At 69.7% G+C, this 14,522-nt stretch carries 8 protein-coding genes; 3 read left to right on the top strand and 5 right to left on the bottom strand.

What is annotated here, in order from left to right:
- Window positions 1-41 precede the first annotated feature (41 nt).
- Complete coding sequence (locus AB0D46_RS04590; RefSeq protein ID WP_362875793.1) at window positions 42-785, top strand: TetR/AcrR family transcriptional regulator; 744 nt, start codon at window positions 42-44, stop codon at window positions 783-785.
- 19 nt (window positions 786-804) lie between these two features.
- On the opposite strand, the gene AB0D46_RS04585 is transcribed toward AB0D46_RS04590, so the two are convergent.
- From AB0D46_RS04585 to AB0D46_RS04565, 5 genes are all read right to left on the bottom strand, one after another.
- Window positions 805-1,854 (bottom strand): enoyl-CoA hydratase/isomerase family protein, encoded by a 1,050-nt coding sequence (locus AB0D46_RS04585; RefSeq protein ID WP_362875792.1) that lies wholly within the window; start codon window positions 1,852-1,854, stop codon window positions 805-807.
- A 364-nt stretch (window positions 1,855-2,218) separates the two neighbouring features.
- The gene (locus AB0D46_RS04580) at window positions 2,219-2,680 is read right to left on the bottom strand and encodes an ATP-binding protein (protein WP_362875791.1); all 462 of its coding nucleotides are present in this window, start codon (window positions 2,678-2,680) and stop codon (window positions 2,219-2,221) included.
- A 66-nt stretch (window positions 2,681-2,746) separates the two neighbouring features.
- The gene (locus AB0D46_RS04575; RefSeq protein WP_362875790.1) at window positions 2,747-3,109 is read right to left on the bottom strand and encodes an STAS domain-containing protein; all 363 of its coding nucleotides are present in this window, start codon (window positions 3,107-3,109) and stop codon (window positions 2,747-2,749) included.
- 589 nt (window positions 3,110-3,698) lie between these two features.
- Window positions 3,699-4,874: an MAB_1171c family putative transporter gene (locus AB0D46_RS04570; protein WP_362875789.1), complete on the bottom strand. Its 1,176-nt coding sequence runs from the start codon at window positions 4,872-4,874 to the stop codon at window positions 3,699-3,701.
- A gap of 484 nt (window positions 4,875-5,358) precedes the next feature.
- Window positions 5,359-6,735: a phosphatase PAP2 family protein gene (locus AB0D46_RS04565; protein WP_362875788.1), complete on the bottom strand. Its 1,377-nt coding sequence runs from the start codon at window positions 6,733-6,735 to the stop codon at window positions 5,359-5,361.
- Between the two features lie 940 nt (window positions 6,736-7,675).
- On the opposite strand from AB0D46_RS04565, the gene AB0D46_RS04560 reads away from it, so the two are divergent.
- Window positions 7,676-12,277, top strand: a complete 4,602-nt coding sequence (locus AB0D46_RS04560; RefSeq protein ID WP_362875787.1) for a hypothetical protein — start codon at window positions 7,676-7,678, stop codon at window positions 12,275-12,277.
- A gap of 259 nt (window positions 12,278-12,536) precedes the next feature.
- Window positions 12,537-14,300 (top strand): hypothetical protein, encoded by a 1,764-nt coding sequence (locus AB0D46_RS04555; RefSeq protein WP_362875786.1) that lies wholly within the window; start codon window positions 12,537-12,539, stop codon window positions 14,298-14,300.
- The last annotated feature ends 222 nt before the right edge of the window (window positions 14,301-14,522 follow it).

Raw genomic sequence — 14,522 nt, 5'->3', positions numbered from 1 at the left:
ACCACCTGCGTACACCGTGCGCATGCCGTTAGGGTGGGGGCATGTCCTCACCCGACCAGCAGAGCCCCGCCCCCGCCGTACCGTCCGTCTGGACCAGGCCCCGCCGACGGAAGGAACAGCCGGCGCTCAGCCAGGAGCAGATCGTCTCGGCGGCCGTGCGCCTGCTCGACGCCCAGGGCATCGAGGCGCTGAGCATGCGCAGGCTCGGGACGGAGATGGGGACGGCGGCCACCTCGCTCTACCGGCACGTCGCCAACAAGGACGAGCTGATCGAACTCGTCGTGGACGAGGTGTACGGCGAACTGGAACTGCCGGAGGCCGGCGGCCCGGAGGGCTGGCGCACCGCCCTGTCCCACAGCGGCCACAGCCTGCGCGCCATGATCCTGCGCCACCCGTGGGTGGCCTCGGTCCTCGGACAGGTGGGCCTGGCCCACCTCGGCCCGAACCTGATGCGCATGTCGGAGCGGATGCTGGAGCTGACCCTGGGCGCCGGATTCCCGCCCGGTGAGGCGGACCTCGCGATCAAGGCGGTCATCTCGTACGTCAGCGGCGCCACGACCAGCGAGGCCTCCTACCTCTCCCTGCTCGCCCGCAGCGGACGCGACGAAGCGGAGTGGCTGCACTCCCTGGTGCCGGCGGACCGGAGCGCGCTCGCCGAACACCCGCTGACGCGGGGCCACACCGCGATCCGGCACGAGGACCCGGCGCGCGTGCGCGAGGAGACCTTCGACTACGGACTCCAGCGGGTCCTGGACGGCCTGGCGACCCGGATCGCGCGCGGCTGACGCCGACACGCCGACACCCCTACGGGAAGACCGGCCCGCCCGCGCCCTCGGCCGGGTCGAAGAACCGCTCCACCTGCGCCGGTCGGACCTGCGCCAGGGCGGGCGGCGACCAGCGCGGCATCCGGTCCTTGTCGATGACTTGGGCGCGGATGCCCTCCACCAGGTCCGGAGTGGCCAGCGCGGCGCCGGAGACCCGGTACTCCTGCTCCAACACCGCTTCCAGGGAACCGAGTTCACGGGCGCGCCGCAGCGCGGCCAGCGTCACCTTGAGGGCGGTGGGCGACTTGGTCCGCAGCACCTCGGAGGCCTCGCGGGCCGCGGCGAGGCCGCTGCCGAGCAGCCGGGAGTGGATCTCCTCGACGGTGTCGGCGGCGTAGCAGCGGTCGATCCACTCCCGCTCGGCGGCGAGTTCGCCCCCGGGCACGGTGCCCCCCTCGTACGGGCCCAGGATCTCCCGCGCGGGGGCGCCGGTGAGGCCGTGGGTGAGTTCGTCCAGGTGGGCGGAGGGCACGTAGTGGTCGGCGAGCCCGCACAGCAGGGCGTCCGCGGCGCCCACGGCGGTGCCGGTGAGCGCGAGGTGGGTGCCGAGTTCTCCCGGAGCCCTCGACAGGAGGTAGGTGCCGCCGACGTCGGGCACGAAGCCGATGCCGGTCTCGGGCATCGCGACGCGCGAGCGTTCGGTGACGATCCGGACGCTGCCGTGGGCGGAGATCCCGACACCGCCGCCCATGACGATGCCGTCCATGTAGGCCACGTACGGCTTCGGATAGCGGGCGATGCGCGCGTTCAGCCGGTACTCGTCGCGCCAGAAGTCCAACGAGGCCTTGCCGCCGGTGGACGCGTCGGCGTGGATGGCCCGGATGTCACCGCCCGCGCACAGGCCCCGTTCGCCGGCACCGCGGACCAGGACCTGCCGGACGAGGGGATCGTGCTCCCACGCCGCGAGGGCCTCGGTGACGGCCAGCACCATGGAGTGGGTGAGGGCGTTGAGGGCGGCGGGGCGGTTGAGGGTGACCACCCCCGTACAGCCACGGACCTCGGTCAGAACAGTGTCTTTGTCGGCATTCACACCGGTCAGTATGTAGCTTCTGTACCGGTGCGCAAGATCGTTCTTTTGTCCCCGGTGTCCCCCGGAGGCCAGTTCGCTCGGCCCGATCGGGAATTCCGGCCGGCGCCCGTCGGAGCGGTTCGGGGCCGACACCGCGCCGGACCCGCCGCGGGCCACGGGGCGATCGCGCGGCGGTCGCCTCACGCACCCGCTGATGACGGACGTCCGGGCGGTCCCGGACGCGAGCGGCGGACACCCGGTTCGACGCGGTCGCGGCGGTCGCCTGGTTCGCCCGGATCCGGCCGGACGCGCACCGGCCCGCCGGCTCCCACGCGCCCGCTCCATTCCACCCGCACTCCACCGGCGTACGAGAAACCGTGCCCGGTCAGGAGCCTGGGGCCGGGGCGCCGAGGCCCTCCGGGGGGCAGGGCACCTCCAGCCAGACACACTTGCCGGACGCGCCCGGGCGGGAACCCCAGGAGCGGGTCAGTCGGTCCACGATGAGCAACCCGTGCCCGCCGGGCCGGCCCGGATCCGCCGAGGCGGCGGGCGCGGCCACCGGCGGATGCGGATTCGCGTCCGTCACCTCTATCCGCAGGCGCTCGTCCGTGCAGTCCAGTACGAGGGCGCCGGGGCCTCCGCCGTGCAGACAGGCGTTGGCCACCACCTCCGACACCAGGAGCAGTACGTCCTCGACGGCGTCGCGCACGGCCGGCCGCTCGGTCGGCAGCCAGTGCCACGCGGTCAGCGCCCGGTGGGCGAAGTCACGGCTGCGGGAGACCGGGTCGGGGAGACCGTCGAGGACCAGGAGCCAGTTCCGGTCCCTCGGCGCCGGCTGCTGCTCCATGACCCTCCGATCCCTACTGCCGTTGCGTACCCGCCCGCGCGGGCCGGAGCTCGCCCGGCCGCGCCGTCATGTCGAAGGCTGTTCCAGCGCCCGCGTCACGTCCGCGTGGACCGGGAACACCCCGTCCGCGCCGGTGATGCGGAACATGCGGGCGACCGGTCCGCCGAGGCCGGCGAGTTCCAGCGTGCCGCCCGCCTCCTGCACCGTGATGCGGCTGTGCAGCAACGCGTTCAGTCCGGTGGAGTCGCAGAATTCCAGTCCCGCCATGTCGACGAGCAGCCTCCCGCCGCTCGCCGCCGCCGTTTCGAGCGCGTCCTTCAGGGGCGCCGCCGTGTCGTGGTCCAGCTCCCCGGCGAGTGTGAGGACGACCGCACCGTCCACCGCCCGTACCGCGACGGTGAAGCGTCCGTTGTCCGTTCCCAGCACCATCCGGCATCACCTTTTTTCGTCCTGCTCGTGCTGCGCATGCCCGCGTCACCGCGGGATATGCGCGCTTTCCGGCCACCTGCGGCCCCCGGCCCGCCGGTCCACGCGCCACCGGGCGGTTCCGCCACGCCCGCGACGGTACCGCCCCACCGCAGGTGAACGACACACCCCCGACAGGAGGACGCGCCGCGCGCCGTCACCCCACTCGGGCTCGGACCGCTCCGTGACGGCTGGGAGCCCCGCGGTTGCCGGTAGCCGTCCCTGAGTGCGGTGACGGTTCGCAGGCCGTTCGCGCCCCGTTCCGGGATAGCCATTGGCTATCGCGATGGGCCTCGGATTTAGCGGTCAGTTGACATTCGGTCGGGATTCGGCCACCGTGAGAACCCGCCGATGGCTGTTGGCTCACTGGACGCACGGGGGTCATCCGGTCGGTTGCCGGTCGCGACGAGGGTCGACCCGCCTTCGGGGGCGCGCGGCCGGGAGGTCGGGACGGGAGCCACCCGTCCGACCCGACGGACATCGGGGAACGGGGGAAACGGGGGCGGGAGATACCCGCCCGGTTTGACGGGGGATGCAAACCGGGCGGGAGTTCTCAACTCGCCTTGCGGAGCCTACTGTAGGCGGCCGCGACTTTCGTGAGCCAGGCGACTTCCGCCCGGAAGTTGTCCGTGTCGCGGTCCTCGAAATCGCCCGCGCCCTTGTGGTCGTGCGGGATGCCGCCGGTCCGCTTGGCGTGCAGCGCCTGCCGGATACGCGCCGCTTCGGTGAACGCCTGCCGGGACTCCGTACCCGCCTCCTCGCCGGCCTTCGAGCCCGTCGGGGTGCTCCCTGCGGTGGTGACCGTGGTGCGTTCGATGTACGGGCGCAGGTCGCGCCACCCGTCCCGTATCTCCACCACCCGACGGTGGAGCCGGTAGTCGAGGTCGCGGACCGAGGTGCCCGGCGGCTCCAGGGCGATGTCGGGGAAGGACTCGTACAGGTCCCGCCAGAGCGGGGCCAGAGCGCGGTACGCGCGGTAGGTGCGGGTCCAGTCGAGGAACCTGCCGGCCGCCGGCGTCCAGAGGGACGTGGTCAGGCTGAGCGAGATGGCGACGATGCCGAACGCGTCGAGGACGGAGGCGAGGGCCTCCCGCCACGGCCCGATCTCCATGCCGGCCGCGATGCCGAGGACGTTGGCCATCCGCACCAGCCCGTACACGAGCAGGACGACCGCGCCGAGGAACATCATCCACAGGCCCTGCCGCAGCGGCGCGTTGTCGGTCATCCGCGCGTAGGGGCCGCACCGCCGGACGATCGTGACGCAGGGCACCGCCTGCGAGGCGATGAAGGCCAGCAGGTACGTGAGCAGCAGCGGGTCCCCGCTGCCGTCGAACTCCGTCCCGCACCGGGCGGGTCCGTCGGCCAGGAAGAAGAGGACCGTCAGGAGCACGTCGAGGAGGAGCCCGGTGGCCACCCAGAACCGGGTCTTGCGGGCCGCCTCCGCGCCTTCGGCCGCCCAGCGCAGGAAGATGACCTGCGCGCTGACGCAGAAGGCGACCGCCGCCAGGTGCATGACCAGGATCGCGAGGTTGTCCACGCCCAGGAAGCTCTCGCCGCGCATGGCGACGGCGCCCATGGTGAAGGTGAGGCACTGGAAGAACAGGGTCGTGATCAGCGCCCGGTAGGACGCGTCGCGCCAACTGCGCCGCCCCTGCCCGAGCCGGTAGGCGAGCGCGACGTAGGACGAGAGCGCCGCGATGACGAAGCACAGGGTCCTGATGGTGTTCACGGTGATGCTTTCCTACCGGTGCCGCGGGTGCCGCGAACGGTTCAGCCGGCCTGTCCGGCCGGGGGCCGACGCGCCGCGTTCATGCGGAACCGTACCCGCCGACCTTTTCGGCCCCCGCACCGGGCGAGCCGTGCGGACGTCGCGAAGCTGGATGTCCGGACCGATCTGCGTTCCCGCCGCCTGCACGGCGGTGGCGAGCGGGGAGACGTCCTGGCCAACGGAACTGGTGGCCAGGGGTGAGGGTCTTGCCCGAGGCGCCGGCCTCCTTGATGAGGGCCTTGACCTTCTCACTGTCCTGCCCGATGGGCGGCAGGCCGCCGATGGCGGTCTTCCGGGTCCGCTCGGGGACCGCGGCCCGAGCGGCGCGGCTGGTCAGGGAGTCGGTGACCGTACCGGCCCCGCCCAGTCCCGCCTTGCCGAACCCGGAGAAGACCCACGGCGGCCGACGCGCCGGCCGCCGGCGGCGATCCCCCCGCGCCCTGAGTCAGCCGACGAGTTCGGGCCGCTGCTCGCGCCGCTGCTCGGGCAGGCGTACGGGAGCCGGCGCCGCGGCCGCCTCCCGGTCCCACCGGCGGGTGGTCCGTACGTAGGCGAGGACCACCGAGGCGGTCGCCAGGACCAGCAGCGGACCGAACAGCCAGGGGGTCCCGGCCATCTCGACCGGCAGGTAGCGGTACGAGGTCAGCATCGCGACGAACACCACGGTTCCGTGGACGACCACCAGGCTCGCCGACCGGTCCCAGCCGCGCGCCTGGGCGCGCAGCGCCGCCTCGATCGTGAGCGTGAACACGATGCCGGAGATGATGTCGGCGCCGTAGTGGTAGCCGAAGCCGAGCGTCGCGCCGAGGGTGGCGATCAGCCAGAAGGTGCCCAGGTAGCGCAGGGCGCGCGGACCCTTGCGGGAATGGACGAAGATCGCGGTGGCCCACGCGGTGTGCAGACTGGGCATGCAGTTGCGCGGGGTGAACTCGTCGAACGGCATCGGGACCGGCAGACCGAGCTGCGGAACGCTGTGGGGCCACAGCTCGGCCAACGCCCACTGCCCGCCCTCGGCGCCGTAGGCGTAGATCGGGCCGACGACCGGGAAGATCATGTAGATGCCGGGTCCGAGCAGGCCGATGACCAGGAACGTACGCACCAGGTGGTGGCCGGGGAAACGGCGCTCGGTCGCGACGTTGCGCAGTTGGTACAGCGCGACAAGGACCGCGCCCACCGCGAGCTGGATGTAGACCCATTCGAGGACGTTGGCGCCGATCTCTCCGGTCGCCTCGACGATCCGTCCCACCACCCACGAGGGGTTGCCCAGCGCGTGGTCGGCGGTCGCCACGTACTGGTCGAGCACCATCGGCCGGGTCTTGGAGGTGATCAGCAGCCAGGTGTAGCCGGTCTTGCGGCCGGTCACGAGCAGCAGGGCCAGTCCGACGCCCTGGAGGAGCAGGAGGCGTTCGCGGCCGGTGCGGCGGGTGAGGGCGATGACGCCGCAGGCGAGCGTCACCCACAGCGCGCCGCTGCCGAACATCATGGGGGCGCCGATGATCCACCGCACGAGCCAGAACACGAGGTCGATGCCGATCGCGGCACCGACGGCGATGCACCGTTGCCGCCAGGTCAGCACCACCAGCATCAGTGTCATGCTGGCGTACAGCACCGTCCCCGACTGCGGGGCGAAGATCAACTCGCGCCACTGGACGGTGATCGGCCCGGGTTTGCCGTACCCGCGGGCGGCGATCTCCAGCGCGACGAGGAACCCGAGGCCCACCGCGGCGACGCCCGCCCAGAGCAGGACCTGCGGCCGACGCCACGCGGCGGAGTCGATGCCGCCTTCTGTTCGCGCGAGAGGTCGCGACACCTTAGATATCAATTTCCAGCCGCTTTGTCCGATGTCAGCATGTCTGTCGCCTACCGTTGGCTCGAACATGTTAACGGAGCGGCCGCGCTCCACCGATCACGGGTACGAAGAACAAAAAGGATCAACCGCCCGGACGGCCCGCCGAAGGGGCCGTAACGCACGAAAGGCCGTCCTCTCGTGGTGAGAGAACGACCTCCGACGTGCTTCATGCACTGTCGGGACGACAGGATTTGAACCTGCGACCCCTTGACCCCCAGATGGCTGCGCCAGGCCCACAATCAGGACATATGGCGCTATTTGAGGGCGGGAAACGTGTGCGAATGCGCGCGCCGTGCACCTGCGTGCAGCGGCACTGGTCCCCAACTGGTCCCCAACCAGTCGTCACCCCAAGGCGCCACTCGGGAGGTTCGGACGGATCGGGCAGGCCGCGCACGCCCTGGGCTTTCAGCCCACTCCCTCAGCCGAGCCGGACCCCACTCCTCACAACTATGACGCTTCTCACTCCCACGGGCGACCTGAAACCGTGATGCGACGGGTGGCACGGACCGGGCTGGTCATCGTGGTGGAGCCGTCCCGTCACTCGATGGCGGTAGACCACCGCAGGCGCGGGCACCCGGGTCGGGCCTGCGTGCAGTAGTCGCTATGCCGCTCCTTGCCGGGGATCGCCGACACAGATCAACTGACCACCCGCTAGAAGAGACACGCTCTAGCAGTTGGGTCTGACAATCAGCAGGGGTAGCCGAAGAGTTTCCGCCGCGTTCAAGCCCATGGTGGAGAGGGGCTTACACGCTGGTCACCGAATGCGCTCGCCCCAACGCGGGCAACGGCCCGGGCGGGGACACCTCGGGGAGGCGGCCGGAGGTTGGCGGAATCACGAAGGTTGTTGATCGGAGAGGCCACGCCACGCCTGAGGATTGTCGCCTGTCATACGGCACACAGGGGGGAGACGAGCGTGGACCATGAGGCGCTCACGTCGGCGGTGCGCAGGCTTTTGGACGATCCGCGCGTGGATCCAGAGCTGGAGGTGTCCGGTACCGAGGAGGCAGCACAGGCAGTACGTCTCCTCGACCAGGGGCTGCGCGAAGGACCGGGGGTCTTCCGCAGGATGGCCGAAGGCGCTCAGCGGGGCGCTGAGACCCTATCGTCAGACCCGCTCCAGGTGCTCTCCGAGTTCGTACAGAACGCCAACGATGCGAGGGCCAGCCAGCTGCGTTTCCTCTGGCGTCCAGACGCGCTGCTGATCGCCCACGACGGCGTCAGCGTGCGGATGGCCGATGTCCTACTCCTCGGTATGCCCTGGCTCAGTGGCAAGACCGCCGACGCTCAGAGCACGGGGCGTTTCGGCATCGGGCTGTCAACGCTCAGGGCACTCGCAACGACGTGGGAAGTCCACTGCCATCCCTTCCACGTACGGTTCGCCGATCTCGCCCTGGAACCAGTCGCTCCGCCGGAGCTACCAGAAGAGATCTCTGGACCCCAATGGACGGTCTTCCGTATCCCTCTGGAGTCGGACGCGCTGCCCGCCTCCGATCTCTTCGAATGGTTCGAGAGCTGGAGCGACGCCTCGTTGCTCTTCCTGTGGCACCTCAAACAACTCGAAGTCTCGGATGGCGAGCGCACCACTGTACTGGCCCTGTCCTGGGAAGAAGCGGCACGAGACCGGGTCCCGGTCGGCGGCGCGGACACTGACGTGCTGGTGCGACACGCCACTGCGAGTGACGGCGCGGTCTGGCGGGTGTACGAAGCACAGGTCCCGCCGCGCCCCGACTGGGAGCGCCACCACAAGGCCGTTGGGACTACGATGCCAGTCGCCGTAGCGCTCCCTGTGCAACCCCAGGGGCACGGCAGCGTCCACGCAGGCCTACCCGTCGCACCACTGAACGCGGCTGCCCGAGTCCACGCGCAGTTCGACCCGGTCGCCAGCCGCGAGGGCTTCGCCGACAGTCGCCTGAACCAGCAGCTCATCCCCCTGGTCGCCGACCTATGGGAGGCCGCTGTCCGCGACGTACTCGGACAGGTGGACCCGGCTGCCTGGCACCTCATCCCCCTACCCTCCACAGCCGGGGCCACCTCACCAGACCGGCTGCAGGACACGATGCGGGCAGCGCTCCATTCACGCGCCCGGCAGTCGCTCGCCTCGGAGCTCACCTTGCCGATCGCGGACGGCGGGCCCGCGGCACCCCTGTCCGAGTTCGCCGTTGAAGAGGCCGCCTTGTCGGGCGTGCTTGACGATGCGGACATCACCCGGCTGTCCGGCGCCCCGTACGCCTTTCCCGCTACCTCCCGCGACCAGGCCGGCCGGTGGCGTCGGGTGCTCGCGGACTGGCGCTCAGCGGGGGCGGCGGACCTGCGCCCAGAGCTCCGTGTCACAGATGCGCTCGGCCTCTTCGACGAGGCAGACCGTGATGTCACACGGATCATCCGGCTCGCCGCGGTCGCCCTGGAAGCCGGCCATGCCTACGCGTTGGCGCGCAAGCCGTGCGTGGTCACGACCGACGGACGTCCGCTGCGCCCATCAGCCGACCAGCGCGCGTTCGCGGAGGGAAGCGGCGAGACCACGGGAGTGCTGGACCACCTGGGTGTCGTGCTCGATCTGCACTCTGCTTACTGGGAGGAGGACCAGTGGTCGAAGAGGGTGGTCGACTGGCTGCGGAGGCAGGGATGGCTGGTCCGGCGGGACGACACGGCTGCCGTGCTGAGGCTTGTCGCTCGGCTCGGTGAGTCAGGCGGATGCCTGCCTGATGCCGGAGAGACTGAGGAGATCGCTCGCCTTACGTCTCTGCAGCGGGCACTTGGTGAGGTACCGAAGAAGCTACGGGACGAACTCGGGCCGGACATCGGGCGGGCCATCCGGCTGAACGGCTTCATGTTCGATGACCAGGGCAACGAAAGTCCCGCCAGAGTGCAGGCCCGCGCCGCCTACCTCTCCTCGGCGCTCGAGAGTGCCGACGGAGATCGGTTCGCAGTGGCGGCCCGCAAGACACCCGGGCTCGTCTGGGTGCACCGCTCCTATGCGCGATCTTTGCTCTCCGCCGCGCAGAGCAACGGCCTGAGCAGGACGGCCTTCCTCAGACTGCTCGGCGTGGCGGACACACCCCGGCTCACACCGGTACCACGCAGTCAGTACCACCACTCCTACTTCAAGCGGTACTCGGCGGACTCGCGCCTCGGCCTGGCACGTGACTGTATGTGGAGGAGCCCGGATCGCTGGCGCGCGATGAGCGAGAGGGGCGCCAACTTCACCTTGGATGACCTGATCAGCGCCGATCTCGTCGCCGTCGTGGCGAATATCGTGGCCGAGCGAAACGTGGAGGAGCGACGCCGACGCACGGCCGCGCTGCTGCGTACGCTTGCCGGTCCGGTCACCAGTCCCGACCAGGCGCGGGTTTCGATGGCATGGGCAGACCGCAAGTGGGTCGTGAAGGGCGAGACGTCGGCCATGTGGGTGTGGCGGCTGCGGGACACGGCCTGGCTGGAGGACGCCGACGGTGGCCTGCGTACACCGTCCGAACTCCAACTGCGCACCCCGGACGCCGAAGCCCTCTACGGGCACGACGACCCAGGCTATCTCCACTCCGCCATCCATCAAGCCCTGGCGACCCGAGTCGACGTCCTCACGGCCCTCGGCGTCTCCGGCGATCCGGACGTCCCCCGACTCACGGAGCGGCTTCGCGAGCTCCGTGAACGTACTCAGGGGAACGCCGAGGTCGGCGACGGCCTCAGGGCCGAGGCCCTGCTCGTGTACCGGGGTCTGGCAAGACGCCTGACGGAACGCCCGGTCGACACCCCGCGCGCGGAGGTCGAGAAGCAGATCCGCTACGGGTTCATGGGGGAAGAACTCGTACTGACCGACCAAGGCTGGATGATGTCGGGCGCATGCTTCCGGGGTACCGCCGTCTTGCGCGGGTTCCGCCCCTTCGCGCTCACCGGGTCGGATCTTGACCCGCTGTGGCGGGTGCTAGGCATCAGTGAGCCGGGCACTGAGGACCTCGCCGACGTGCTGAAGGAGATCGCGCAGGTCGGCAGCGCACCTGATGTTCGGCAGCAGCAGGTGATGCTCAATGCCCTACGCCGCCTACGGGACCGCGTCGCCTCCGATGACGGACAGGTCCAACTCGGGCTACGGAACAAGTTGCGCCCCCTGCCGCTGTGGACCACGGCCGGGTGGACCAAGACCAGGCCGGTCTTCGCTGTGGACCACTCCGGCCTCGAACGCGCACTCGCGGAACGGCTGCCTCTTTGGAAGCCTGGAGGGGACGTCCAGCAGTTCGCCTCGCTGCTCGGCCTGCTACGGGTCACCCCGCTGGACGTCGTCGGCGCGCAAGTCGTCGGCGGACAGCACCTGCCCCCGGACGGCACTCTCACTGAGGACTTCCGCCGAGCCGTCGTCGCCCTCCAGGACCTCCTTGTCCGCGACGAGCCCGAGGTGGCCGAGAACTTCACCGGCTGGACTTGGCTAGCCGGCCTGGAGGTACGGCTTCATCCCGGGCTGCGGATCCGGCTCGAACCGAGAGGCGGGCACGAGCCGATCGAGCTCCCCATCGACGCGCAGATCGACCGCGAAAAAGCCACCATCTTCATCCGGTCTGTCGAGGCACTGAGCGCCAAGGGCGGTGCGGGGGCGGCGATCGCTTCCCATTTCGCTACGGAGCGGACCCGCATTGGGCACCGATGGCGGGATGTATGGGAGGAGGGCCTGGTGGAGACCGTCCGCGAGGACGCCCTCCGCTCGACCGGGCAGCAGGACCAAGAAGACCGTGAGCGGCTGGACGAGCAGCTGCGCCGACGGGAGCAGGAGAAACCGCCCTCACGCCCGGTGCCACCCGCCCCCGCATCACGCCCCGCGCCGCTACGACCCGCGAACGGCGTACCGGCGCCGCGCCCCGCTCCCGACGCTCCGCCCGCACCCCTGCCGAGCGCACCGCCGCCACCTCCGCAGCCGGAACAGGTGGCCCCCGTGCGCCGCCTCGTGGGTGCGACCGAATTCGACAAGCGGCCCCGTAAAGTCACCCAGACGGGTACTCCGTCACTGCATCCGGGTACGTCGTCCCGATCGAGCTCCGCACGACCCGGCGGAAGCAAACGGCGGCCGTCCTCACTCCCCCAACCCCGGCCCGGCGGCGCCTCGCCGCGGGAGCAGTCCGCACCGCTCGGCTACCGGGACCCGGACAAGGAGCGGCTCGTGATCCGAGCCCTACGCCAGATCCTGCGGGAGCAGGGCATCGAACTCGAGGACCAGCGCGGCGTTTCGGGACTTGGGGCGGATGCCTTTGACTCGGCCGGGCGGTACTACGAGATCAAGGCCCACGGCGGCGCCGTCCCGCCAGAACTGACCCTTACCCGTGCCGAATTCGTGCGGGCACTATCCGAAGGGGAAAACTACACCCTGGTCATCGCCTCGCATCTGGAGGAGGGCACCGGCACCCCCACCCTCCGCCTCGTGACCGACCCCGTGAACCGCCTCGAAGTCGAGCCCCCGACGGACGTCAGACTCAAGGGCATCCGGGACACGGATGTGGATTCCATACTGTACGAGTGGCCCGCTGAGGAGTGAGCAGACCTCACCCCGCCCGCAGTCAGCTTGCCTGCGGGCGGGGTACACGGATCGAGATGGCAGCTCCCGATGTTGCCGTAGCCCCCAGAGGCTGTACGCAATCGGCCTCCCACCGACATGGGCAGCCGGCCCCAAAACCCTTCGGTGACCACCTTTTGGAATGGCTATGCCGGGCCCTCCAACCTGGCATACGATCCGAATCGAAACACCTGTGACGTGGGGCTGGTTACAGGTCGTATTCGCCGGGGAGACACATCAAATGTCGTTGGAGTCTGTTGACGAGGCCAGTACCGAGGAGCTTCGTCAGATTGAGCGGGAGAAGCGCCGACAGCGACGGCTCGCCCGGGAAAGAGGCGAGATACCTGCTCTTCGGGCTCGTCGCAGAGCAGTCAATCCCGGCGATCTCGGCGTGGCAGGTGCTACACCGGATGCCCCGCCTGCACCGCTGGTGCTGCCCGCGCGCCTCGTCACCATCCTGGATCGTGTTGGCGGAGAGGCCGGGGTCGCGGACATGTTCCACGACGTACTCATGCGAGCCGGCAGCTTGAGCGATCCGATGGAGTACGTCGCCAACGCCGTACGGGAAACCATCTCCGCCGCATTCCCGCCCCTCGGCGCCCTCGCCCATCTTGCCAATCTCACAACGGCAGGGATGCCTGTCTTCACCGACGACGAATCACTGCGGGCCGAAGCAATTCTCACCGGCCGCCTTCCCGCTCCCCCGGTGGATCCCTCCGAGCTGGACTCATGGCAGCTGCTCCTCGAGGCTCACGAGGCGGGTACCCGTGCCGTCCTCTCCAAAGGTGCGTGGCGCCGCGTCGTGCATACGCTCCCACTGGCCGTTGTAGACGACCTCATCGACTCCGGGAAGCTCGATGCACGGGCCGACTTGGCCAGCTGGCCGGACCGAGACGACCGCTCCCGCTATGTAACGGCCCGCGTGTCGCCGGGCGCACTCGGCGCCTCCGACGTCAAGGCCCTCGCATGGACGAGTGAGCTGCGACGGCTCGCCGTGATGGAGGGGGCCGAGGTCCTTCCGGTCGATGGGCGGCACGACGAGTGGAGTCTGCGTGCGGCGCTGCTCACCGGTGACGTCAATGCGCTCGACCAGGTAGGGCCACTCGGCGACACGCATTTCCCACCGGATCTGTCCCGGCTGGTCCGCTCGCTTCAGGCCGTACGCCGCGGAGCTGCCGTGGGACCAGAGCTGGGACATGAACCGGGACTGTTCTTCCTGCTGGAGGACTGTCTCCCGCATGATCGCCTGGTGTCCGGCTCGTCCAAGTTCCACTACTGGGCCGGCACGCGGCGCCTGTACCGGCTACTCGACGAGGCTCATTGGGCCATGGCAGCTGAACCCGACATTGCACCGGACATCCTGCGCAGCGTGGTGGAGCAGGCGATCGCTCTACGCAACGAGAAAGAGGGAGCAGGAGCCGGCAAAGCGGACCGGGAAGCACGCGCGGTGTTGGCGTATGTCTACTTCCTGACTGCTCGTCCGGGAGACCGGGACAGACTGGACCGGGCTGTCGGGCTCCTGGAAGAGGTACTCATGCGCGGTACTCGGCGTCGCGGAGGCGTGGACCCTCAGGCTCGCCGACGCATGATCCTACTCAGCGATCTGCTGCAGGCTCTGCGTCAGAAGTCGAGACCTCACGACGTCCTCAACCCGTATCTGGCCCTCTCCGTCGAGCACGGTTCGTCCGAGTGGCGCCACGGCTGGCGAAATCTGCGCGGTCAAGTCCCCGCCGAGCAGTTGGAGTACATCAACAACGCCAAGGACCGAGTCCAGCGACGCGAGATGGCCGGGCGAATGGGCAGGGAGGCTGAGATTCTGTACGAGCTTCCCCTGGACGAACAGTTCCTGCGGATCCCGCGCGTCCACTCACCTGTTCTCCAACCGCGGATACGCCCCTTGGAACGCCGCACGGACCCAAGTACGTCCGAAGAACGGAACTGGACCGCGTCCGAAGCGGCTCGGGACATCGTCAGCCGCAGCAGAATCATGAGGGAAGACCACTGATGGGCAGCAGAAACAAGAGGCAACCCCTCAACTCCATCCCCGAGTTCCAGGGGGTGCGCTCCCGTTCCAGGCCCGGTGTCGCCCGGGACCAGCCGAAGGCGCAGGGTCAACAGCCCCGGTCGTCGAGCCGACAAGCCGGATCCGACGCCAGGACGGACACGGCCACGCAGCAGACCGTCAGGAATCGGGACCTTGACGTTGCGGAGGAACACGACGGACGCA

Source organism: Streptomyces sp. NPDC048383 (assembly GCF_040651775.1).
GTDB lineage: Bacteria > Actinomycetota > Actinomycetes > Streptomycetales > Streptomycetaceae > Streptomyces.
This window is presented reverse-complemented; position numbering and strand designations above follow the sequence as displayed.